Consider the following 23,756-nt stretch of genomic DNA (forward strand, 5'->3'; position numbering starts at 1 on the left):
GAAATCCACCTCTGTGGACAGCTCCGCCCCCCGTGAGGGGGAAGGATCGCCTGCGGCGGGGGTGTCTTCTCCCAAAGAACCGAGAGGCTTGCGGTCACGCGGTTCGGCCGCAGCCCGACCGCGGCTGATGATGCCGTGCAACAGTGAGCGACGTTTCACGTGAAACACGATGCACAGCCCCCGCGACCGGACCCTCGCGACACTCCGTCCTGCGTAGGTTCGGCAGCTTGTGTGGAGTACGTCTCGTTCCCAGGACGCATCAACACGGCTCATTAGTACGCCCGGTACGTGAGGGTCGCCACGTACCGGACACAAACGGCCTTGCTCAGCGGCGCCTGCGCGCCCGGCCCGTCCTGGCCGCCTTCGCCCGCTTCGCCGCGAACCGCACACCACCGGGGCTCTCCCCGACCTCGACGCGCACGACGGTGGACAGCGGGTCCACCACTCCCTCGCCCACGTGCAGGATGGAGGTCTCCACCGCGCCGAGCTTGCTGAGCGCCGTGGCCGCGGCCTTCAGCTCCTCCTCGGCGGTGTCGCCCTTCAGCGCGAGCATCTCGCCGTACGGGCGCAGCAGCGGGATGCCCCAGGTGGCCAGGCGATCCAGCGGGGCGACGGCCCGAGCGGTCACCACATGGACCGGCGGCAGCTTTCCGAGGACCTCCTCGGCACGGCCGCGGACCACCGTGACATGGTCCAGGCCCAGCAGTTCGACGACCTCGGTGAGGAAGTTGGTGCGCCGCAGCAGGGGCTCCAGCAGGGTGATGTTCAGGTCGTCCCGGACCAGGGCCAGCGGGATGCCCGGCAGCCCGGCGCCGGATCCGACGTCGCAGACCGTCACTCCCTCCGGAACCGCCTCGGAGAGCACCGCGCAGTTGAGCAGGTGTCGCTCCCAGAGGCGGGGCACCTCCCGCGGACCGATCAGGCCACGCTGCACGCCCGCCTCGGCGAGCAGTTCCGCGTAGCGGACCGCGTCGGCGAAGCGCTCACCGAACACTTCCCGCGCCTCTTCGGGCACGGGGGGAAGCTCCGCTGCCTCCGTCACGGGGACCGTCCTTCCGTACAGCGCCGGTGCTTCACGCACCGGCCACCAGAACTACCAGGCTGACAAAGTTCGGCCCCGTCTGCTCAACAGACGGGGCCGGTGGAACGTGGGGTGCCGATCAGGCGGGAAGCACGACGACGAAGCGCTGCGGCTCCTCGCCCTCCGACTCGCTGCGCAGACCCGCCGCCTTGACCGCGTCGTGCACGACCTTGCGCTCGAACGGGGTCATCGGCTCGAGCTTCACCGGCTCGCCGGTGTTCTTCACATCGGCGGCGGCCTTGGCGCCGAGCTCGGAGAGCTCGGTGCGCTTCTTGGCCCGGTAGCCCGCGACGTCCAGCATGAGCCGGCTGCGGTCGCCGGTCTCCCGGTGCACGGCCAGGCGTGTCAGCTCCTGCAGGGCCTCCAGCACCTCACCGTCCCGGCCGACCAGCTTCTGCAGGTCGCGGCTGCCACTGTCGCTGATGATCGACACGGAGGCGCGATCGGCCTCGACGTCCATGTCGATGTCGCCGTCGAGGTCGGCGATGTCCAGCAGACCCTCCAGGTAGTCCGCCGCGATCTCACCCTCCTGCTCCAGGCGGGAGAGGGTGTCTGCACCCTCGGCAGCGGCGGAGGTGGTGCCTTCCGTCACGGGATGGGCTCCTTCTTACTTCTTGGACGGGGACTTGGGCCGCTGCGGGCCACCCTTGCGCTGGCCGGACTGGGCCTTGCTGCGGGTGCCGGAGCCGGGCTTCTGCGACTGCTGGGCAGCGGCGGGCTTGGCGTCCTGTGGCGCGTCGGACTTCTCCAGCGAGAGGGCGTCGTCGGCCTGCTTGGCCGTACCGGCCTGGCGCTGGGACTTGGACTGGCGCTTGGGCTGCTGGCGCCGTGCGGCGGTGGCCGTCGTGGTGGCCGTACCGTCCTCGGTCTCCATCGCGGCCTGGGCCGAGCTCTTCTCCACGCTGCCGTCGGGCTGGGCGGCGAGCCCGGCCTTGGTCAGCGAGTTGATGAACTTGCGCTCGGCCTCGTTGCGGTCGCGGCCCTTGGCGACGATCGCCTTGACGATGGTCTTCTCGCTGCGGCGGCTGACCTTGCCGTGGTGCGTGACGTGCTTGGTCAGACGCTCCAGGTAGGCGGCCTGAGCCTTGGAACCCGGGGTGGGGTTGTTGTGGATGACGTACATCTGCTGGCCCATGGTCCACACGTTGGTGGTCAGCCAGTAGACGAGGACACCGACCGGGAAGTTGATACCGAAGACGGCGAACATGATGGGGAAGACGTACATCAGCATCTTCTGCTGCTGCATGAACGGCGTCTTCACCGTCGTGTCGACGTTCTTCGTCATCAGCTGGCGCTGCGTGTAGAACTGCGACGCCGACATCAGGACGATCATGATCACGGTCACGACGCGCACGTCGGTGACCGAGGCGCCGAGGGCGTGGATCGTATCGGCGCTGTCCTTGAACTTCGCCGCGAGCGGGGCGCCGAAGATGTGCGCCTTACGGGCACTCTCCAGCAGCGACTCGTTGATGACGCCGATGGTCTGGCCCGACGCGATGCCGTTGAGCACGTGGTACAGGGCGAAGAAGAACGGCGACTGCGCCAGGATGGGAAGGCACGAGGAGAGCGGGTTGGTACCCGACTCCTTGTACAGCTTCATCATCTCTTCGGACTGACGCTGCTTGTCGTTCTTGTAGCGCTCCTGGATCTTCTTCATCTCGGGCTGGAGCGTCTGCATGGCCCGGGTCGCCTTGATCTGCTTCACGAAGAGCGGGATCAGGCAGATGCGGATCAGGATCACCAGGGACACGATCGACAGGCCCCAGGCCCACCCGGTGTCGGGGCCGAAGATGGCGCCGTACACCGCGTGGAACTGGACGATGACCCATGAGACAGGTGTCGTGATGAAGCTGAACAGGCTGGCAATCGTGTCCACTAATCATGCTCCTTGGGCATGGGACGAGGTCTCTGCGGCCGGGCCCGGAGGAAGCTCGGGGGAGAGCTTCTCTTCGGTGGCCGGCTCGGCGGCGGAGGGCCCGCCCGTGCGTGCGCGCCAAGCGTTGCGCAGCATTTCGTGCCACCGGGGACGCTTGCGCGGGGGGACATGGTCCACACCGCCGAGCGACCACGGATTGCACCGGAGGATGCGCCAGGCGGTGAGTGCCGTTCCCTTGATCGCACCGTGCCGGTCGATGGCCGTAAAGCCGTAGTGGGAGCACGACGGGTAGTACTTGCACACCGGCCCGAGCAGTGGACTGATCGTCCACTGGTACAGCTTGATCAGGGCCAGTAGTGGGTACTTCATCGCGCGCCCCCTCCCAGTAGCCGCTCGACGGCGGCGTCCAGGTCTCGGGCCAGCTGTGCGTGGTCTGCGTCACCCGCTCCGGGCAGCGCTCGTACGACTACCAGGCTACCGGGGGCAAACAGGGCGACTCGGTCACGCATCAGATGGCGCAGTCTGCGCTTCACTTTGTTGCGCACGACCGCTCCACCCACGGCCTTGCTCACGACGAAACCCGCACGCGTCGGGGGAGCGCTCTCCCCAGGCGCGTGCGGGTCCGTGGCACCGCTACGAAGGTGGACGACGAGGGTCGGGCGACCAGCCCGGCGACCTCGTCGTACCGCGGTCGCGAAGTCCTCGCGCCGCCTCAGCCGGTTCTCGGTGGGCAGCACGACGTCATGACCTGATCGGAATCAGGCGGACAGGCGGGCGCGACCCTTGCTACGGCGGGACGCGAGAATCGCGCGGCCGGCACGGGTGCGCATACGCAGCCGGAAGCCGTGGGTCTTCGCGCGACGACGGTTGTTCGGCTGGAAGGTGCGCTTGCTCACTCGGGGGCTCCAGAAAAGAATCGGTAGTGGCGGGGTGCCGTCCTGGCTGTCACCGTGCGCCCACGAGTAGCTCGCGTCACGCCCGAGTGCACCGCTTCCCGATCACCTGGTAGCGATCTGTGCCCATCGGAGGCAGGCGGCAGCAGCCATCGACAACTCGACCTGGTTACGGTACGCGCGGCTACGCCATCCGGTCAAACCAGGGGTCACCGGGAGACACTGTCCACAGGCTGGGGACAACAACTTGAACCCTACCCGCCGCGCTGACTACCGTGGCTGAACTCCGATTCGTTCCCTTATCCCCGCCCGAGCGGTATTGCCCCCGCCCGTCCACCCGGATTCCATCCCGACCCGTCCGCGAACCACACGTTCGTGGGACCTGTGAGAGAGCGTGCCCTGTGGCTGACGTACCTGCCGATCTTGCCGCAGTGTGGCCACGAGTACTCGAGCAGCTCCTGGGCGAGGGCCGGGGGCAGGGCGTCGAGGTGAAGGACGAGCACTGGATCCGCCGCTGCCAGCCGCTGGCGCTGGTCGCGGACACCGCCCTGCTCGCCGTACCGAACGAATTCGCGAAGAACGTACTGGAGGGCCGTCTCGCACCGATCGTCAGCGAGACCCTGAGCCGCGAGTGCGGCCGCCCCATCCGTATCGCCATCACCGTGGACGACTCCGCGGGCGAGCCTCCGGCTCCGGCCGCGCCCCCCGTGCAGCAGGCGCCGAAGCCGCGCTACGAGGAGCCGGAGCTGCCGTCCGGACCGTACGAGGGCTACGGCCGCCACCGCGCCGGCGACAAGATGCCGGGCGGCGAGCCGCCGCCCCGCGGCGACCGCGACCAGCTCCCGACGGCCCGGCCCGCCTACCCTTCCGAGTACCAGCGCCCCGAGCCCGGCGCCTGGCCGCGGCCCGGTCAGGACGAGTACGGCTGGCAGCAGCCGCGACTCGGTTTCCCCGAGCGCGACCCGTACGCCTCGCCGTCCTCCCAGGACTCCTACGGCTCCGGCCACGACTCCTACGGCTCCAGGTCCGACTCCTACGGCTCGCCGTCCCAGGACTACCGCCCGAAGGGCCCGGACCGCCCCTCGTACGAGCAGCAGTCGCGCGGCGACTACGACAAACCCCGTGGTGAGTACGACGGTCCTCGCGACTACGACAACCCGCGCGCGGAGTACGAGCCTTCCCGCCCGGACTACGACTCGGGGCGACCCGAGTACGAGCCGCCCCGGGCCGAGTACGACCAGCGCGACCCCGTCCGCCGGGAGCTGCCCGACCAGCAGTCGGGCGGCGGCCCCGCGCACCGCGGGGGCCACGGCCGGACGGACGGGAGCGCGACCGGTGCTCCCGGCCCACTGGGGGCGCAGCCCGCGCCGGCGAGCGGCCCGGGTGAGCCGACCGCGCGGCTGAACCCGAAGTACCTGTTCGACACGTTCGTCATCGGCGCGTCCAACCGGTTCGCGCACGCGGCGGCGGTCGCGGTGGCCGAGGCGCCCGCGAAGGCCTACAACCCCCTGTTCATCTACGGGGAGTCGGGGCTCGGCAAGACGCACCTGCTGCACGCCATCGGGCACTACGCGCGCAGCCTCTACCCGGGCACGCGGGTGCGCTACGTCAGCTCGGAGGAGTTCACCAACGAGTTCATCAACTCCATCCGCGACGGCAAGGGCGACAGCTTCCGCAAGCGCTACCGCGAGATGGACATCCTGCTCGTCGACGACATCCAGTTCCTCGCGGACAAGGAGTCGACGCAGGAGGAGTTCTTCCACACCTTCAACACGCTCCACAACGCCAACAAGCAGATCGTGCTGTCCTCCGACCGGCCGCCCAAGCAGCTGGTCACGCTGGAGGACCGGCTGCGAAACCGTTTCGAGTGGGGCCTGATCACCGATGTGCAGCCGCCCGAACTGGAGACGCGCATCGCGATCCTCCGGAAGAAGGCGGTGCAGGAGCAGCTCAACGCCCCGCCGGAGGTGCTGGAGTTCATCGCCTCCCGGATCTCGCGAAACATCCGCGAGCTGGAGGGCGCGCTGATCCGGGTGACGGCGTTCGCGTCGCTCAACCGGCAGCCGGTGGACCTGGGCCTGACCGAGATCGTGCTCAAGGACCTCATCCCCGGCGGTGAGGACAGCGCGCCGGAGATCACGGCCCCGGCCATCATGGCGGCCACCGCCGACTACTTCGGGCTGACGGTGGAGGACCTGTGCGGCACCTCGCGCGGGCGCGCGCTGGTCACCGCCCGGCAGATCGCCATGTACCTGTGCCGTGAGCTGACCGATCTGTCGCTGCCGAAGATCGGCGCGCAGTTCGGCGGCCGCGACCACACGACCGTCATGCACGCCGATCGCAAGATCCGCGCGCTGATGGCCGAGCGGCGCTCCATCTACAACCAGGTCACCGAGCTGACGAACCGCATCAAGAACGGCTGACGGCCGCACGGGCGGCAGCCCGCACCGGCCGGGCGACGACACCTACGCCGACGACATTGACGAACAGCGAGGGCGCTCCGCGGACACACGTCCCGGGGCGCCCTTCCGCGTGAGCGGGCCGCACCGGGGGCCGTCTCCGGTCGCCGCGGCCCGGTGGGAGCCGGCGGCCCCGCGCCTGCCCGCCCCCTGTGCCGCCCAGGCGCAGAGTCTTACAGCCGCACAGGGCCGCACACGCAGCACAGCCGGCCCATGCGAAGCCGCCGACCTCCCGCGCCCAGCGGCGCCCCCCGGTGTCCTCCTGTGTCCACACGGCGCCGAGCCGCCCGCCCGGAGCCGCGGCGACGACCACGCACCGTCACGATCCGACCGCCCTCGACCGGTGCCAGGCGGCCGAGGAAGGGCATCTCGTGGGCCGCGGGGCGTCCCCGGACCGCAACCCGGTGTTCGATTAACTGCCTGGTTACGGCCACCCTCCACAGATTGGGCGACTTTCTTCCGTCCACATACTGGGGACTGCGGAGTTGTCCCGAACTGCGTCCACAGGGAGCCTGTCCACCGGGCGTCCGCCCAGCTCAGGTGCCTGTGGAATCGTGGACGAACGATCTCCACAACCTGTGGACGAAGCGGGGATCCACAGGCTGTGCATGAAGTTGTCCACGGGCAACCCACAGGCTGGGGGCGGTTGTCCCCAGCGAAGGGCGGCTTCTCCACATGGCTGTCCACTGTTCGGCAACCCGCCGCCCCCTCTCACCACGTCGAGTGAAAGGCGTCACACGAAGGTGCCGGGTTGGGGTGTGGGAAACGTGGGTAAACCTGGGGACGCAGCTGGGGAGAACTGCCCTCGATCTGTGGGCGGTGTGTGCAGAACTTCCTGTTCTCCACAGAGACCCCGGGTTGTCCACCGGCTCCGCCCACAGGGGCAGTGGACAAAATTTGGGCCCTGAGCTGGGAAAACGGGGTTATCCACGGTATCCACAGGCCCTACTACTACTCCCGACTAGAGATAGCTGGGAAACCGTTTCGAAGCGGGGCCTGTGCACAACTCGCCGTCTCGAGCCCGGCTGCCCCTCGGAGCGACTTGACCCCGACAGGCACCTACTGTCAGTGCGGTGCGTCAGACTGGTCCCCGGTGTCCTTCCCTCCGCAGTGGGCGGTGACACCGAGTCGGAGGACTCAGTAGCAACAGCAGGAGGCGGCTTACGGTGAAGATCCGGGTGGAACGCGACGTACTCGCGGAGGCAGTGGCGTGGGCAGCACGCAGCCTCCCGGCCCGTCCGCCGGCGCCTGTCCTCGCCGGCCTGCTGCTGAAGGCCGAGGACGGCCAGCTGAGCCTGTCGAGCTTCGACTACGAGGTCTCCGCGAAGGTGAGCGTCGAGGCCGAGGTCGAGGAGGACGGCACGGTCCTGGTCTCCGGCCGCCTGCTCGCCGACATCTCCCGCGCCCTCCCCAACCGCCCGGTGGAGATCTCCACAGACGGTGTACGGGCGACCGTGGTCTGCGGCTCCTCGCGCTTCACCCTCCACACCCTGCCTGTGGAGGAGTACCCGGCGCTGCCGCAGATGCCGAACGCGACGGGCACCGTCCCGGGCGAGGTCTTCGCCGCCGCCGTGTCCCAGGTGGCCATCGCGGCCGGCCGTGACGACACGCTCCCGGTGCTGACCGGTGTGCGCATCGAGATCGAGGGCGACACGGTCACCCTGGCCTCCACCGACCGCTACCGCTTCGCGGTCCGCGAGTTCCTGTGGAAGCCGGAGAACCCGGACGTCTCCGCGGTCGCTCTGGTGCCCGCCAAGACGCTGCAGGACACCGCCAAGGCCCTGACCAGCGGCGACAGCGTCATCCTGGCGCTGTCCGGGTCCGGCGCGGGCGAGGGCCTGATCGGTTTCGAGGGCGCGGGCCGCCGTACGACGACGCGGCTGCTCGAAGGCGACCTGCCGAAGTACCGCACGCTGTTCCCGACCGAGTTCAACTCCGTCGCCGTGATCGAGACCGCCCCCTTCGTGGAGGCCGTCAAGCGTGTGGCCCTGGTCGCCGAGCGCAACACCCCGGTGCGGCTGAGCTTCGAGCAGGGCGTGCTGATCCTGGAGGCCGGCTCCAGCGACGACGCACAGGCTGTGGAAAGGGTGGACGCCCAGCTGGAGGGCGACGACATCTCGATCGCCTTCAACCCGACGTTCCTGCTGGACGGTCTGAGCGCGATCGACTCCCCGGTGGCCCAGCTGTCGTTCACGACGTCTACCAAGCCCGCGCTGCTCAGCGGGAAGCCGGCGCTCGACGCCGAGGCGGACGACGCGTACAAGTACCTGATCATGCCGGTGCGGCTCAGCGGCTGATCGTCCGTCCACAGCTGTGCACAGCGCCGGGCTCCCCCTGTGGGTGACCGGCGCTGCGGCCGGGCCGAGGCGGGTTGTTCACCGACTGTGGAAAAGCCCCAGGTCAGGTGGTCCTCGCATGAGCGCGTACGCCCACAACTGTGCGTGACCGTCCGGGTTTAGGCTCGGCTCGGCACGCAGGTGCCTGTACGCCACACAGCGACCTAAGGAACACAACTGATGGAGCTCGGTCTCGTCGGCCTCGGCAAGATGGGCGGCAACATGCGCGAGCGGATCCGCCGCGCGGGCCACACCGTCGTCGGATACGACCGCAACGCGGATCTCGCCGATGTCCACAGCCTGGAAGAGCTTGTGGGCAAGCTCAGCGGCCCGCGCGTGGTCTGGGTGATGGTCCCGGCCGGCGAGCCGACCCAGGCGACGGTCGACCGGCTGGCCGAGCTGCTGGAGCCCGGCGACGTGGTCGTGGACGGCGGCAACTCCCGCTGGACGGACGACGAGAGGCACGCCGAGCAGCTGGCCGCCAAGGGCATAGGTTTCGTCGACTGCGGCGTCTCCGGCGGCGTCTGGGGCCTGGAGAACGGGTACGCGCTGATGTACGGCGGCGACGCCGAGCACGTCGCCAAGGTGCAGCCGGTCTTCGACGCGCTCAAGCCGGAGGGCGACTTCGGCGCGGTGCACGCCGGCAAGGTCGGCGCGGGCCACTTCGCGAAGATGGTCCACAACGGCATCGAGTACGCGATGATGCAGGCCTACGCCGAGGGCTGGGAGCTGCTGGAGAAGGTCGACTCCGTGGAGAACGTCCGCGAGGTCTTCCGCTCCTGGCAGGAGGGCACGGTGATCCGCTCCTGGCTGCTCGACCTCGCGGTGAACGCGCTCGACGAGGACGAGCACCTGAACGGCCTGCGCGGTTATGCACAGGACTCGGGTGAGGGACGCTGGACTGTGGAAGCCGCGATCGACAACGCGGTTCCGCTGCCGGCGATCACCGCGTCGCTGTTCGCGCGGTTCGCCTCGCGTCAGGAGGACTCGCCGCAGATGAAGATGATCGCCGCGCTGCGCAACCAGTTCGGCGGCCACGCCGTAGAGAAGAAGTAGTCCACAGGGATACCCGGAGATCCACAGGGCCGCCCGCGCGAGCCCGGTGATCCACAGTCCGACAGCGCACCGAGGAAGGCCGGCGGAACGACCATGCACGTCACGCATCTTTCGCTGGCCGACTTCCGCTCGTACGTCCGGGCCGAGGTCCCGCTCGACCCGGGCGTCACCGCGTTCGTCGGCCCCAACGGACAGGGCAAGACCAACCTGGTCGAGGCCGTCGGCTATCTGGCGACCCTGGGCAGCCACCGGGTCGCCTCCGACGCGCCGCTGGTGCGCATGGGCGCCGAGCGGGCGGTCGTCCGGGCGCAGGTCCGGCAGGGCGAGCGGCAACAGCTGGTCGAGCTGGAACTGAACCCCGGCCGCGCCAACCGCGCCCGCATCAACCGGTCTTCGCAGGTCAGGCCGAGGGACGTGCTGGGCATCGTCCGGACCGTGCTGTTCGCCCCCGAGGACCTCGCGCTGGTCAAGGGGGACCCCGGGGAGCGGCGGCGGTTCCTCGACGAGCTGATCACCGCGCGCTCCCCCCGGATGGCGGGCGTGCGCTCCGACTATGAGCGGGTGCTCAAGCAGCGCAACACGCTCCTGAAGTCCGCGGCCCTGGCCCGCAGGCACGGCGGCCGCTCCATGGACCTGTCCACCCTCGACGTGTGGGACCAGCACCTCGCGCGCGCGGGTGCCGAGCTGCTCGCCCAGCGGTTGGACCTGATCGCCGCGCTGCAGCCGCTGGCCGACAAGGCGTACGAGCAGCTGGCGCCCGGCGGCGGGCCGGTCGCGCTGGAGTACAAGCCGTCCGCGCCCGGCGACGCGCACACGCGCGAGGACCTGTACGCGCAGCTGACGGAGGCCCTCGCGGAGGCACGGAAGCAGGAGATCGAGCGGGGCGTCACCCTCGTCGGCCCGCATCGCGACGATCTGCTCCTCAAGCTCGGGCAGCTGCCCGCCAAGGGGTACGCCTCGCACGGCGAGTCCTGGTCCTACGCCCTGGCGCTGCGCCTCGCCTCGTACGACCTGTTGCGTGCCGAGGGCAACGAGCCGGTGCTGATCCTCGACGACGTCTTCGCCGAGCTGGACGCCCGCCGACGCGAGCGGCTGGCCGAACTGGTCGCGCCCGGCGAGCAGGTGCTGGTCACCGCCGCGGTGGACGACGACGTGCCGCACGTGCTGGCCGGGGCGCGGTACGCGGTGGCCGACGGGGCGGTGGAACGCGTATGAGCACCGGCGAACCCGGGCCCGCCGCGGGCGAGGACCGCTCCGGCGGGAAGCAGCCGGGCGGCACCGAGCCCTCCGGTGTCGACCTCGCGCGCGTGGCGTTGCGCGCCGCGAAGGAGCAGGCACGCGCGCGTGGGGACGCGGCGCGGCAGAAGAAGCAGGCGCGGCGCGGCGGCGGCCTGCGCTCCGGGGCGCGTGCCGACGGCCGCGACCCGATGGCGCTGGGCGCGGCGATCAACCGGCTGCTGACCGAGCGCGGCTGGGAGACGCCGGCGGCGGTCGGCGGGGTGATGGGCCGCTGGCCGCAGATCGTCGGCGCCGACCTGGCGAACCACTGCGTGCCGCAGCGCTACGACGAGGACGAGCGCGTGCTGACGGTGCAGTGCGACTCGACGGCCTGGGCGACCCAGCTGCGGGTGCTCGCGCCCACGCTGGTGGCCCGGCTCAACGAGGACCTCGGGCACGGCACGGTACGGATGATCAAGGTGCTCAATCCGGGCGGCCCGGCCCGCCGGTACGGCCCCCTGCGGGCGCCGGGGAGCACCGGGCCGGGCGATACGTACGGGTGACGTACCTCACGTCCAGCGGTCCCGCGGGTGTGCCGTCGTACCTGCGTACACGGGTGTGGATCACCACCCGTTCGCGCCGTGACGGCCATCTGACCCGCCAGTAGCCAAGGGTTGACGGCTCGAAGCGCTGAAAGCCGCTGTGAGCCCCTTGGAGCCCCCATCCACATATCGGGACCCGGTGGAGACCGGTTGAGGGCGGCACATGGGGACTCAGGTACCGGCAAACCCCCATCGATGTCAGCGCTACCGGTAGACTGGAAGACAATCCCGCCCCAACGTGGGGACCGCCCGGGAAAAGCTGAGCAACGCTGATCAAGGCTTACCAACGCAACATGCCGCAGCCGCTCCGGCAACCTGCCGACGAGCCCGGCTCGTGCTGTGCCAGAAAGGGCGCTTCGTGGCCGATTCCGGCAACCCCAACGAGAACATCCCGTCCACCGACGCCGGCGTGAACGGCGAGGTCCCGGCCTCCGCCTCCTACGACGCCAGCGCCATCACCGTGCTCGAAGGGCTGGACGCGGTCCGCAAGCGGCCCGGCATGTACATCGGCTCCACGGGCGAGCGCGGCCTGCACCACCTGGTGTACGAGGTCGTCGACAACTCGGTCGACGAGGCGCTGGCCGGTTACGCGGACACCATCGACGTGACGATCCTCGCCGACGGCGGAGTGCGCGTCGTCGACAACGGCCGTGGCATCCCCGTGGGCATCGTGCCCTCGGAGGGCAAGCCGGCCCTCGAGGTCGTGCTCACCGTGCTGCACGCGGGCGGCAAGTTCGGCGGCGGCGGGTACGCGGTCTCCGGTGGTCTGCACGGTGTGGGCGTGTCCGTCGTGAACGCCCTGTCGTCCAAGGTCTCCGTCGAGGTCAGGACCGACGGCCACCGCTGGACCCAGGACTACAAGATGGGCGTCCCCACGGCGCCGCTGGCCAAGCACGAGGCGATCGAGCAGACGGGAACCTCGGTCACCTTCTGGGCCGACCCGGAGATCTTCGAGACCACCGAGTACTCCTTCGAGACGCTGTCGCGGCGTTTCCAGGAGATGGCGTTCCTCAACAAGGGCCTGACGATCAAGCTCACCGACGAGCGCGAGTCGGCGAAGGCCACCGCCGGGGCGGACGAGGCGGGTGCGGACGAGAAGGACGAGGTCAAGACCGTCACGTACCACTACGAGGGCGGCATCGTCGACTTCGTGAAGTACCTCAACTCCCGCAAGGGGGAGGCGGTCCACCCCACCGTCATCGACCTGGAGGCGGAGGACAAGGACAAGAGCCTGTCCCTCGAGGTCGCGATGCAGTGGAACAGCGGCTACAGCGAGGGCGTGTACTCGTTCGCCAACATCATCCACACGCACGAGGGCGGTACCCACGAAGAGGGTTTCCGCGCCGCGCTGACGTCGCTGATCAACAAGTACGCGCGCGACAAGAAGCTGCTGCGCGAGAAGGACGACAACCTCACGGGTGACGACATTCGCGAGGGTCTGACCGCGATCATCTCGGTCAAGCTGAGCGAGCCGCAGTTCGAGGGGCAGACCAAGACCAAGCTGGGCAACACGGAGGCCAAGACCTTCGTGCAGCGCGCGGTCTACGAGCACCTCAACGACTGGCTGGACCGCAACCCGGTCGAGGCGGCCGACATCATCCGCAAGGGCATCCAGGCGGCCACCGCGCGCGTGGCGGCCCGCAAGGCCCGCGACCTGACCCGCCGCAAGGGCCTGCTGGAGTCGGCGTCCCTGCCCGGCAAGCTGTCCGACTGCCAGTCGAACGACCCCACCAAGTGCGAGATCTTCATCGTCGAGGGTGACTCCGCCGGCGGCTCGGCCAAGTCCGGCCGCAACCCGCAGTACCAGGCGATCCTCCCGATCCGCGGCAAGATCCTCAACGTCGAGAAGGCCCGGATCGACAAGATCCTGCAGAACCAGGAGATCCAGGCGCTGATCTCCGCCTTCGGCACCGGCGTGCACGAGGACTTCGACATCGAAAAGCTCCGCTATCACAAGATCATCCTGATGGCGGACGCCGACGTCGACGGGCAGCACATCAGCACCCTGCTGCTGACCTTCCTGTTCCGCTTCATGCGGCCGCTGGTCGAGGCCGGGCACGTGTACCTCTCCCGCCCGCCGCTCTACAAGATCAAGTGGGGCCGGGACGACACGGAGTACGCGTACTCGGACCGCGAGCGCGACGCGCTGATCGAGATGGGGCGGCAGCGCGGCAAGCGCGTCCGCGAGGACTCGATCCAGCGCTTCAAGGGTCTCGGCGAGATGAACGCCGAGGAGCTGCGGGTGACCACCATGGACCAGGAGCACCGCGTCCTCGGCCAGGTCACGCTCGACGACGCCGCCCAGGCCGACGACCTGTTCTCGGTCCTGATGGGCGAGGACGTCGAGGCCCGACGCGCGTTCATCCAGCGCAACGCCAAGGACGTCCGCTTCCTCGACATCTGAGTCGGTCTCAGCTGACCGCACCAGGAAGGATCTTCACCAGCAATGGCCGACGAGAACACCCCTGTCACCCCCGAAGAGGGCGGCGAACTCGTGATGCGTGTCGAGCCCGTCGGGCTCGAGACGGAGATGCAGCGCTCGTACCTGGACTACGCGATGTCCGTCATCGTGTCCCGTGCGCTGCCCGACGTCCGTGACGGTCTCAAGCCCGTCCACCGCCGCGTGCTGTACGCGATGTACGACGGCGGCTACCGCCCGGAGCGCGGCTTCTACAAGTGCGCCCGCGTCGTCGGCGACGTCATGGGCAACTACCACCCGCACGGCGACTCCTCGATCTACGACGCCCTGGTGCGCCTCGCCCAGCCGTGGTCGATGCGGATGCCGCTGGTCGACTCCAACGGCAACTTCGGCTCCCCGGGCAACGACCCGGCGGCGGCCATGCGGTACACCGAGTGCAAGCTCGCGCCGCTGTCGATGGAGATGGTCCGCGACATCGACGAGGAGACCGTCGACTTCACGGACAACTACGACGGCCGCTCCCAGGAGCCGACCGTCCTGCCGGCCCGCTTCCCGAACCTGCTGATCAACGGTTCGGCCGGTATCGCGGTCGGTATGGCGACCAACATCCCGCCGCACAACCTGCGCGAGGTCGCGGCCGGTGCCCAGTGGTACCTGGAGAACCCCGAGGCCTCGCACGAGGAGCTGCTGGACGCGCTCCTGGAGCGCATCAAGGGCCCGGACTTCCCGACCGGCGCGCTCGTCGTGGGCCGCAAGGGCATCGAGGAGGCCTACCGCACGGGCCGTGGTTCGATCACGATGCGCGCGGTGGTCGAGGTCGAGGAGATCCAGGGCCGCCAGTGCCTGGTCGTCACCGAGCTGCCGTACCAGGTGAACCCCGACAACCTGGCGCAGAAGATCGCCGACCTGGTCAAGGACGGCAAGATCGGCGGCATCGCCGACGTCCGCGACGAGACGTCGTCCCGCACCGGTCAGCGCCTGGTGATCGTCCTCAAGCGGGACGCGGTCGCCAAGGTCGTCCTGAACAACCTGTACAAGCACACCGACCTGCAGACCAACTTCGGCGCCAACATGCTGGCGCTGGTCGACGGCGTGCCGCGCACCCTGTCGCTGGACGCGTTCATCCGGCACTGGGTGACGCACCAGATCGAGGTCATCGTGCGCCGGACCCGGTTCCGGCTGCGCAAGGCCGAGGAGCGCGCGCACATCCTGCGCGGTCTGCTCAAGGCCCTGGACGCCATCGACGAGGTCATCGCGCTGATCCGGCGCAGCGAGACCGTCGAGATCGCGCGCAACGGCCTGATGGGCCTGCTGGAGATCGACGAGATCCAGGCGAACGCGATCCTCGAGATGCAGCTGCGCCGGCTGGCCGCCCTGGAGCGGCAGAAGATCGTCCAGGAGCACGACGAGCTCCAGGCGAAGATCAACGAGTACAACCAGATCCTGGCCTCCCCGGTGCGCCAGCGCGGGATCGTCAGCGAGGAGCTGGCCGCGATCGTCGAGAAGTACGGCGACGACCGCAAGACCAAGCTCATCCCGTACGAGGGCGACATGTCCATCGAGGACCTGATCGCCGAGGAGGACATCGTCGTCACCGTCTCGCGCGGCGGTTACGTCAAGCGGACGAAGACGGACGACTACCGGGCGCAGAAGCGCGGCGGCAAGGGCGTGCGCGGCACGAAGCTGAAGGAAGACGACATCGTCGACCACTTCTTCGTCTCCACCACGCACCACTGGCTGCTGTTCTTCACGAACAAGGGCCGGGTGTACCGGGCGAAGGCGTACGAGCTGCCCGAGGCCGGCCGCGAGGCGCGCGGCCAGCACGTGGCCAATCTGCTCGCCTTCCAGCCCGACGAGGCGATCGCCGAGATCCTCGCGATCCGCGACTACGAGGCGGTGCCCTACCTGGTCCTGGCCACCAAGTCCGGCCTGGTCAAGAAGACGCCTCTGAAGGATTACGATTCGCCCCGTTCCGGCGGTGTGATCGCGATCAACCTCCGGGAGCGCGAGGACGGAACCGACGACGAACTGATCGGTGCCGAACTCGTCTCGGCCGACGACGATCTGCTTCTGATCAGCAGGAAGGCCCAGTCGATCAGGTTCACCGCCTCGGACGACACCCTGCGACCGATGGGCCGTGCCACCTCGGGCGTCAAGGGGATGAGTTTCCGCGAGGGCGACGAGCTTCTCTCGATGAATGTCGTTCGACCCGGTACGTTCGTGTTCACTGCTACGGACGGCGGGTACGCGAAGCGGACCGCCGTCGACGAGTACCGCGTCCAGGGTCGCGGCGGCCTCGGCATCAAGGCCGCCAAGATCGTGGAGGACCGCGGTTCGCTCGTCGGCGCGCTGGTGGTCGAGGAGCTTGACGAAATCCTCGCCATCACCCTGTCCGGCGGTGTGATTCGTACGCGAGTCAACGAGGTCAGGGAGACGGGCCGTGACACCATGGGCGTCCAACTGATCAACCTGGGCAAGCGCGATGCCGTGGTCGGTATCGCACGTAACGCCGAGGCGGGGCGCGAGGCGGAGGAGGTCGACGGCGACGTCGACGAGACCGCCGAGGATGCCGCGACCACCGGCACGGACGAGGGTGAGGCGCCCTCGGCCGAGTAGCACGAGGAGAGAGTCATCGTGAGCGGAGCCACGGGCGCCGGATCGGCCGGTACCTCCACGGGTACGGAGACGGACGGCGACGGCCGTGGCTCCGCCGCGCGCGCGGCGGACCCGCACACGACCCAGCTGCGCAAGATCGACGCGGGCGCGGCCGACTCGACCTCACCCGACACGCCTGGACCCCAGGGGGGAACTGTGACGGACACCCGCGGCCCGCAGACCCAGCCCGGCCCGGCCGAGGGCCAGCAGGCGTCCCCGCTCCCCGGGGAGCGCCGGCCCGAGCAGGCCGCCGGGCCGTACCACCCGCCCCAGGCCTACCCGGCGCAGGCCCCGGCCGGCGCCGTGCGCCGGCCGCGCACCGGCGCCAAGACGGCGCCGCGCACCCGCAAGGCCCGGCTGCGCGTCGCCAAGGCCGACCCGTGGTCGGTGATGAAGGTCAGCTTCCTGCTCTCCATCGCCCTCGGCATCTGCACGATCGTCGCCTCGGCGGTGCTGTGGATGGTCATGGACGCGATGGGCGTCTTCTCGACGGTCGGCGGCACGATCTCGGAGGCGACCGGGTCCAACGAGGCGAACGGCTTCGACCTCCAGGCGTTCCTGTCGCTCCCCCACGTCCTGATGTTCGCGACGATCATCTCGGTCATCGACGTGGTGCTGGCCACGGCGCTCGCGACGCTCGGCGCGTTCATCTACAACCTGTCCGCGGGCTTCGTGGGCGGCATCGAGCTGACCCTGGCCGAGGACGAGTGACCGCCTGCGGAATCCTGGCCTGACGGTCCCCCGACAACCGATTTTGGGACTGACGTGGTCGTGCGCTAATCTTCAGGAGTCAGCGCGCGGGACACACACCGCAGAGCGCGGCGGGGCTATAGCTCAGTTGGTTAGAGCGCATCCCTGATAAGGATGAGGCCACAGGTTCAAATCCTGTTAGCCCCACCAGCGAAGAGACCCCCGGTCCTCATGGACCGGGGGTCTTTTGCGTCCCTCACGGCGTCCCACGGCGTCCCACGGCATCCCCGGCCTCCCTCACCCGCGCGGCGATGTCCGAGTGCCGTGGTCCGCGGTCGCGGCGAGTATGGAACGGACGGACGGCCGGCGTACCCCCGGGGCCCTCCAAGGGCCTCGTGTACGAGGGGAGCGGAGCATGGCCATGCACAGTCGGGGGAGACGGCCCCGCCGACGTGCCCGTACGGGTGCGGCCCTGGGATGCCTGGGGGTGCTCGGGGCCGTCCTGTCGGGGTGTGCCGGCCTGAGCGCCGCCACCGGCAGCCCGCCTGCCACGTCCCTCGCCCCCACGCCGCCGAAGCAGCCGCCGCCGCAGCTGACGCCGGCCCAGGTGGACGCGGCCGTCGGCCGGATCGACGGGCTGGTGGCGGACGCCATGCGCCGGACCGGGGTGCCGGGGATCGCCGTGGGCGTCGTCCACCGGGGCGAGGTCGTGTACGCCAAGGGCTTCGGCGTCCGTGAGGTCGGCCGGAGCGCCAAGGTCGGCACCGGGACCGTCTTCCAGCTGGCGTCGGTGTCCAAGCCGCTGTCGTCCACCGTCGTCGCCGGCGTCGTCGGACGCAGGACCGTCGGCTGGGACGACCCCGTGGTCCGCCACGATCCGGGCTTCGCGCTGAAGGATCCGTACGTGAGCGCGCACGTGACGGTCGCCGACCTGTTCTCGCACCGCAGCGGACTGCCCGACCACGCCGGTGACCTGCTGGAGGACCTGGGGTACCAGCGCGACTACATCCTCCAGCACCCGCGGCTGGAGCCGTTGTCCCCGTTCCGGGCGAGTTACGCCTACACCAACTACGGCTTCACCGAGGCGGGGGAGGCGGTCGCCGACGCGGCGAGGACGGACTGGCCGCGGCTGGCGGCCGACACGCTGTTCGCGCCGCTCGGGATGAACCACTCCAGCTACCGGCGCGCCGACTACGACAAGGCCGCCGACAAGGCCTCGGCCCACGTCCGGGTCGACGGCCGCTGGAAGCCCTCCACCACCGAGAACGCCGACAGTCAGGCGCCCGCAGGCGGTGCGAGTTCGACTGTCGACGACCTCACCAAGTGGATGCGCCTGCAGCTGGACAACGGCGCGTTCGGCGGCAAGCGACTGATCGACCCGGCGGCCCTGGACGAGACCCGTGTCCCCCACGCCGTCTCCATGGCCCCGCTCGCCCCGGCGGGCGAACCGGGCCTGTACGGACTCGGCTGGAACGTCGGCTACGACGACGGCGGAGCGCTGCGTCTGAACCATTCCGGCGCCTTCGACCTGGGGGCCGCCACCGAGGTGACCCTGCTGCCCGGCGAACGGCTCGGCATCGTGGTGCTCACCAACGGACAGCCCATCGGCGTGCCGGAGTCGGTGTCCGCCGCGTTCCTCGACATCGCCCGCCACGGCAGGCAGACGGTCGACTGGGCGGCCTTCTACAAGAAACTGGTCGAAGCCGCCGCCTACACGGGCGCCTCCCTCACGAACTACGCCCAGCCGCCCGCCGACGCGGCACCGGCCAAGGCCGCCAGCGCCTACATGGGCACCTACGGCAACCCGTACTTCGGGCCGGTCACCGTCACCGCCGACAGCGCCGGCCGGCTGAGCATGACCCTGGGCCCGCAGAAGATGATGTTCCCCCTGACGCACTACACGGGCGACACCTTCAGCTACCGGACCCGGGGCGAGAACGCCGCCGGGCTGTCCGGCGTCACCTTCCACCTGGACTCCGGCCGCGCCACGAGCGTCACCGTCGAGCACCTGAACGCGAACGGACTGGGCACCTTCCGCCGCTGAAAGACCCCCGCGGGCGGTCTGCGCCCCAGGACGGGAAACGCGCCCCAGGACAGGAAACGCGCCTCAGGACATGAAAAAAGACCCGACCGCTGGCGACGGGGGATGCACCAGCGATCGGGCCATGGCCAAGGGTAACAAGGTTGGGCCGTTCGTGGGGGCAAGTCGGCGGGGAATCAGCGAGGTTGGCCGATCATCGTCCGCACGGGGGGTCGTAGGAGAGGCGGGGAAGGTACTCGTGCCACTTCTCCGGGGTCAGCACGCCCCTGGTGACCGCGCAGATGTGGCGGATGGCCGCGTCCGCGTCCAGGCTCCACAGGCGGACCGTGTCGGCGCCGCTGGAGACGCCGAGCACATGGCTGTTCGGGCTGAAGGACAGGAAGTTGCCCGTCTTGGCGTTGGGGCTCATCGACTGGCCGATGGGGGTCGCGGCGGCCGGGTCGGTGACGTTCCACAGCCGGACGGTGTTGTCGTTGCCGCCGCTGGCCAGGGTGCGGCCGCGCGAGCCGAACGTCAGGGACGTCACCGCCTCGGTGTGGCCGGTCAGCGGTGCGCCCAGCGTGCTCGCGGCGGCCGGGTCGGTGACGTTCCACAGCCGGACCGTGTCGTCGTCGCTGCCGCTGGCCAGGGTGTGCCCGTCCGGGCTGAAGGCGAGCGCGTTGACGGGCCCGGTGTGCTTGTCGAGCGGGGCGCCGGTCCGGGCCGGCCGGGCCGGGTCGGTGACGTCCCACAGCCGGATCGTGCTGTCCGCGCTGCCGCCGGCCAGGGTGTGCCCGTCCGGGCTGAAGGCCAGCGCGTTGACGTAGCCGCGGTGGCCGGTGAGCGGTGCGCCGAGCGGGACGGGGTGGGCGGGGTCGGAGACGTTCCACAGGCGGATGGTGCGGTCGTCGTAGGCGGTGGCCAGCGTGCGCCCGTCGGGGCTGTACGCCAGCGCGTGCGGGCCCATGAAGCGGGTACGCAGCGCAAGGGGCGGCCCGGCGGGCACGGGGCGGGAGGGGGCGGAGACGTTCCACAGGTGGACGGTCTTCTTGCCCGTGAGCACGGCGAGGGTGCGGCCGTCGGGAGAGAACACCAAAGACCGCTGGTCGCCGTCGGCCCGCATGAACGGCTTGCCCAGCGGCACCGGCCGACCCGGACGGGACACGTTCCACAGGCGCAGCCTGCCGTCCCGCGCGGCCGTGGCCAGCACCCGGCCGTCCGGCCGGAACGCGCCGTTCCGGCCGACCATGTCGGTGGCCGGAACCGACCACAGACGCACCTTGCCGTCCCCGCTGCCGGTGGCGAGGGTCCGGCCGTCGGGGCTGAACCCGAGGGCGTACATCTCCCCGCTGCTTCCTGCCAGCGACTCCCCGACCTGCGACGGGGACGCCGGGTCGGCGACGTTCCACAGGCTCGCGGTGGAGTCCGCGCTCGCGGCGGCCAGCCTTCCGCCGTCCGGGCTGAACGCCACCGACCAGACGGGACCGGTGTGGCCGGTCAGGGGTGAGCCGAGCGCGGCCGGACGGCGGGGGTCGGTGAGGTTCCACAGCCGGACCGTGTCGTCCGCGCTGCCGCTGGCCAGCGTGTGCCCGTCCGGGCTGAACGCCACGGAGTGGACGATGTCCTGATGGCCTTCGAGCACCGCGCGGATCCGCTCCGGCCGGTGCCGGTCGGTGGTGTTCCACAGCAGGATCCGGGCGTCGTCGCCGCCCGCGGCCAGCGTCCGCCCGTCCGGGCTGAACGCCACGGAGCGCACCGCGGCGGTGTGCCCGCGCAGCACGCCGAGGGCCTTCGGCCGGTGCGGGTCGGCCACGTCCCACAGCCGCACGGTGTGGTCCTCGCCGGCCGAGGCCAGGGTGCGTCCGTCGGGGCTGAAGGCGACCAGGTAGATCGTGCCCGTGTGACCGGTCAGCGGCCGGCCGAGCGCCACCGGGTGGGCGGGGTCGGTCACGTCCCACAGCCGGACGGTGCCGTCGTCGCCGGCGCTGGCGAGGGTGTGCCCGTCCGGGCTGAAGACGGCGCTGCTCACCCAGCTGGTGTGGCCGGTGAGCGGGGCGCCGAGGGGTTTCGGCCGGTGCGGGTCGGCCACGTTCCACAGCCGGACCGTGCGGTCGTAGCTGGCCGTGGCCAGCGTCTGGCCGTCGGGGCTGAAGGAGGTGAGGTACACGGCGCCCGTGTGGCCGGACAGCGGTGTGGCCAGGGGTGCGTTCACGATCGAGATCAGCCGGCTGTACGTGCCCTCGTCGTCCCGGCGCAGATCATGGGCGACCAGGTCGAGCTGCGCGGCCAGGGACGGATCCGAGCGCTGCACCCGGTCGGCCTCGGCGAGGACCTGCGCGAACACGGCGTCGTCGCGCTGCTGCCAGGCGATCACCGCCGAACCGCCGGCGAGCAGCGCGAGGACGACCAGCGTCGCCACCGCCGCCCGGCGCAGCCACACCGAGCGCCTGCGCAGCCTGACCGAGGCGGCGAGGAACTCCATCGCGCCGCGGGTCAGGTAGGTGTCCCCGGCCGACCGCGCCCAGCTGCCGGCCTGCTCCAGCCGGGAGCCCCGGTAGAGCAGCGCGCTGTCCCGGTCGGACTCCTCCCAGGCCCGGCCGTCCTCCTCCAGCCGCTGCCGCAGCAGGTGGTCGTTGCGGTCGTCGTCTATCCAGTGCCGCAGCCGGGGCCAGGCGTGCAGCAGCGCCTCGTGGGTGATCTCCACGGTCTCCGCGTCCAGGGTCACCAGCCGGGCCCGGACCAGCGCCTCCAGGGACTCCTCCGTCTTGCCGGGGTCCGTCGACTCCTCCGCCAGCTGCCGCCGGGTGCCCCGCCGCCGGGTGGCCTGGGTGTCCTCGCCCAGGCGGACCAGCCGCAGCAGCAGCCCCCGGGCGGCCGTCCGGGCGGCGGGGTCGAGGCCGGTCCAGGCGCGCTCGGCGGTCGCGGCCACCGCTCCCTGGATGCCTCCCGCGGCGCGGTAGCCGGCGAGGGTCAGTCGGCCCGCCTTCCGGCGCTGCCAGGTGGCGAGCAGGGCGTGGGACAGCAGTGGGAGCACGCCCGCGTCGTGCGTGCCGCGCGGGCCGTCGGCGCTCACCTCGCGCACGATCAGCTCGGCGAGTCCCGGTTCCAGTTCGAGACCGACCGCCTTGGCCGGGCCGTTCACGGCCTCGCGCAGTTCGCCGCTGGTCAGCGGGCCGAGCACCATGTGGCGGTGCTGGAGCGCGTCGGCGAGCTCGCGGTAGGCGAGGCACTGCTCGTAGAAGTCGGCGCGGATACCGAGGACGACCAGTGCGGGGGCGGGTCCGGGGGAGCCGGCGGGCGGGGTGCAGGCGGCGGCGAGGAGCTGGATGAAGGTGCGCCGGTCCGCCTCGTCCGCGCAGAGGGTGAACGCCTCCTCGAACTGGTCCACGATGACGACCGGCAGGGTGTCCGGCGCGGCCTCGCGGCGCGCCCACGCCGAGACGGCCTCGCGGGCCGCGAGGGCGAGGCGCGGGGCGTCGGAGCCGGGTGCCGCGGGGTTCTCCGTGGCCTCCTGTTCGGCCTTGCGCGCGTCGGCGGCCACGGGGGCGAGGTCCGGGATGCGCCGGACCAGCTCGCCGAGGGGATGGGCGCCGGGGACGAGCTGCAGCACGGGCCCGCGGGGGCGGCGGCCGCGTCGGCGGAGTGGTCCTCGGGCAGGGCGCCGGCCGGCGTGGACACGAGGCCGCGGGCCGTGTCGGTCGCCGCGTCTGCCGAGGGGGCGCCCAGGGCGCCGCCGTGCAGGGCGGGCACCAGGCCGGCGTTCAGCAGGGACGACTTCCCGGCCCCCGAGGCGCCCACCAGCATCACCAGCCCGCCCGTCCGCCGCGCGGCGCGCAACTGGGCCACCAGGGAGTTCGTGCTGCGCTCTCGGCCGAAGAACCACCGCGCGTCCTCCCGCCGGTACGGGGCCAGTCCCCGGTAGGGGCAGACGCCACCGGCGACGGACGGGGCCTCGGGCGGGGGCCGCAGGTTCTCCTCGGCTGGCGGCGCGGGCCGGTCGCCCACCGGGTCGGCCAGCGCGCGCTCCCACAGGCGCTGCCACTGCGCGAGGTCGTACAGGCCGCCGGAGACGGGGGCGGGCCTTTGCCGGCGCGCCTCCGGGATCAGGATGTGCAGGACGGCGGCGAGGGCGGGGAACTGGGCCGGCACGTTCCGGGCCCGCCGCCAGTCGCTGATCCGCTGCGCGGACACCCGCACCGGCCGGCCGCGTTCGTCGACCCGCTGGAGCCGTACGACCGCCTCGGCGACGCTCTTGAGGGGAGGGTTCCCAGCCTCCTTGTACAGCAGCGCGAGGCGCTCCGCGAAGGCCGTTCGTGCCCCTGAGTCGGAACTCAAGGTCCCACCCCTCTGCTCTCCCCCCACGTTCGGACGTCCGGACCGGAAAACTCACCTTATACGGCTGACCTGCGGCTAAGGCCTGGGCCGGACACCGGAACCTCCTCGCGGGGCGC

At 70.6% G+C, this 23,756-nt stretch carries 15 protein-coding genes, 1 tRNA gene and 1 pseudogene; 10 read left to right on the forward strand and 7 right to left on the reverse strand.

The features are described from left to right. Positions 1–325 precede the first annotated feature (325 nt). The 6 genes from rsmG to rpmH form a co-directional block, all read right to left on the reverse strand. Complete coding sequence (gene rsmG / locus N8I86_RS19750; protein WP_073887337.1) at positions 326–1,042, reverse strand: 16S rRNA (guanine(527)-N(7))-methyltransferase RsmG; 717 nt, start codon at positions 1,040–1,042, stop codon at positions 326–328. 118 nt (positions 1,043–1,160) lie between these two features. Continuing rightward, positions 1,161–1,673 carry a Jag family protein gene (locus N8I86_RS19755; protein WP_073887339.1) on the reverse strand — a complete coding sequence of 171 codons (513 nt, stop codon included), beginning with the start codon at positions 1,671–1,673 and terminating at the stop codon, positions 1,161–1,163. 15 nt (positions 1,674–1,688) lie between these two features. Next, the gene (gene yidC / locus N8I86_RS19760; RefSeq protein WP_263278344.1) at positions 1,689–2,957 is read right to left on the reverse strand and encodes a membrane protein insertase YidC; all 1,269 of its coding nucleotides are present in this window, start codon (positions 2,955–2,957) and stop codon (positions 1,689–1,691) included. Positions 2,958–2,960: 3 nt separating this feature from the next. Continuing rightward, positions 2,961–3,326 carry a membrane protein insertion efficiency factor YidD gene (gene yidD, locus N8I86_RS19765; protein ID WP_073887342.1) on the reverse strand — a complete coding sequence of 122 codons (366 nt, stop codon included), beginning with the start codon at positions 3,324–3,326 and terminating at the stop codon, positions 2,961–2,963. After that, on the reverse strand, positions 3,323–3,694 hold the full coding sequence (rnpA, locus tag N8I86_RS19770; protein ID WP_073887343.1) for a ribonuclease P protein component: 372 nt from the start codon (positions 3,692–3,694) through the stop codon (positions 3,323–3,325). Before rnpA ends, yidD begins: the two co-directional genes overlap by 4 nt. 21 nt (positions 3,695–3,715) lie before the next feature. Then, positions 3,716–3,853: a 50S ribosomal protein L34 gene (rpmH, locus tag N8I86_RS19775; RefSeq protein WP_003956500.1), complete on the reverse strand. Its 138-nt coding sequence runs from the start codon at positions 3,851–3,853 to the stop codon at positions 3,716–3,718. Between the two features lie 398 nt (positions 3,854–4,251). Between rpmH and dnaA the strand changes: the two genes are divergently transcribed. From dnaA to N8I86_RS19825, 10 genes are all read left to right on the forward strand, one after another. Then, on the forward strand, positions 4,252–6,273 hold the full coding sequence (gene dnaA / locus N8I86_RS19780; protein WP_263278345.1) for a chromosomal replication initiator protein DnaA: 2,022 nt from the start codon (positions 4,252–4,254) through the stop codon (positions 6,271–6,273). Positions 6,274–7,475: 1,202 nt separating this feature from the next. Next, positions 7,476–8,606, forward strand: coding sequence for a DNA polymerase III subunit beta (gene dnaN / locus N8I86_RS19785; RefSeq protein WP_073887369.1), 1,131 nt, complete (start codon positions 7,476–7,478; stop codon positions 8,604–8,606). Between the two features lie 219 nt (positions 8,607–8,825). Further along, a complete protein-coding gene (gene gnd / locus N8I86_RS19790; protein WP_073887371.1) occupies positions 8,826–9,701 on the forward strand; it encodes a phosphogluconate dehydrogenase (NAD(+)-dependent, decarboxylating) in 876 nt (291 codons plus the stop codon). 93 nt (positions 9,702–9,794) lie between these two features. Beyond that, on the forward strand, positions 9,795–10,916 hold the full coding sequence (gene recF / locus N8I86_RS19795) for a DNA replication/repair protein RecF (RefSeq protein WP_263278346.1): 1,122 nt from the start codon (positions 9,795–9,797) through the stop codon (positions 10,914–10,916). Beyond that, positions 10,913–11,482 (forward strand): DciA family protein, encoded by a 570-nt coding sequence (locus N8I86_RS19800; RefSeq protein WP_123437336.1) that lies wholly within the window; start codon positions 10,913–10,915, stop codon positions 11,480–11,482. The genes recF and N8I86_RS19800 overlap by 4 nt, the downstream gene beginning before the upstream one ends. A 373-nt stretch (positions 11,483–11,855) precedes the next feature. Continuing rightward, positions 11,856–13,925, forward strand: a complete 2,070-nt coding sequence (gyrB, locus tag N8I86_RS19805; RefSeq protein ID WP_317633613.1) for a DNA topoisomerase (ATP-hydrolyzing) subunit B — start codon at positions 11,856–11,858, stop codon at positions 13,923–13,925. 42 nt (positions 13,926–13,967) lie between these two features. Continuing rightward, positions 13,968–16,556, forward strand: coding sequence for a DNA gyrase subunit A (gyrA, locus tag N8I86_RS19810; protein WP_073887377.1), 2,589 nt, complete (start codon positions 13,968–13,970; stop codon positions 16,554–16,556). An 18-nt stretch (positions 16,557–16,574) separates the two neighbouring features. Beyond that, positions 16,575–17,306, forward strand: coding sequence for a DUF3566 domain-containing protein (locus N8I86_RS19815; RefSeq protein WP_073887379.1), 732 nt, complete (start codon positions 16,575–16,577; stop codon positions 17,304–17,306). A gap of 112 nt (positions 17,307–17,418) precedes the next feature. Next, positions 17,419–17,495, forward strand: a tRNA-Ile gene (locus tag N8I86_RS19820). A 205-nt stretch (positions 17,496–17,700) separates the two neighbouring features. Then, the gene (locus N8I86_RS19825; protein ID WP_317633614.1) at positions 17,701–19,329 is read left to right on the forward strand and encodes a serine hydrolase; all 1,629 of its coding nucleotides are present in this window, start codon (positions 17,701–17,703) and stop codon (positions 19,327–19,329) included. 190 nt (positions 19,330–19,519) lie between these two features. Here the strand turns inward: N8I86_RS19825 and N8I86_RS19830 are convergent. After that, positions 19,520–23,695, reverse strand: a pseudogene (locus N8I86_RS19830) (nSTAND1 domain-containing NTPase); the annotation flags it as partial. Between the last annotated feature and the right edge of the window lie 61 nt (positions 23,696–23,756).

Origin of the sequence: Streptomyces albidicamelliae (genome assembly GCF_025642175.1) — a bacterium.
Taxonomy (GTDB): Bacteria; Actinomycetota; Actinomycetes; order Streptomycetales; family Streptomycetaceae; genus Streptomyces; species Streptomyces albidocamelliae.

Bases quoted from the DNA above. Each gene is read 5' to 3' on its own strand.
- yidD (WP_073887342.1), bottom strand. From the start codon at position 3,326: ATGAAGTACCCACTACTGGCCCTGATCAAGCTGTACCAGTGGACGATC.
- gnd (WP_073887371.1), top strand. From the start codon at position 8,826: ATGGAGCTCGGTCTCGTCGGCCTCGGCAAGATGGGCGGCAACATGCGC.
- recF (WP_263278346.1), top strand. From the start codon at position 9,795: ATGCACGTCACGCATCTTTCGCTGGCCGACTTCCGCTCGTACGTCCGG.
- N8I86_RS19800 (WP_123437336.1), top strand. From the start codon at position 10,913: ATGAGCACCGGCGAACCCGGGCCCGCCGCGGGCGAGGACCGCTCCGGC.
- gyrA (WP_073887377.1), top strand. From the start codon at position 13,968: ATGGCCGACGAGAACACCCCTGTCACCCCCGAAGAGGGCGGCGAACTC.
- N8I86_RS19825 (WP_317633614.1), top strand. From the start codon at position 17,701: ATGGCCATGCACAGTCGGGGGAGACGGCCCCGCCGACGTGCCCGTACG.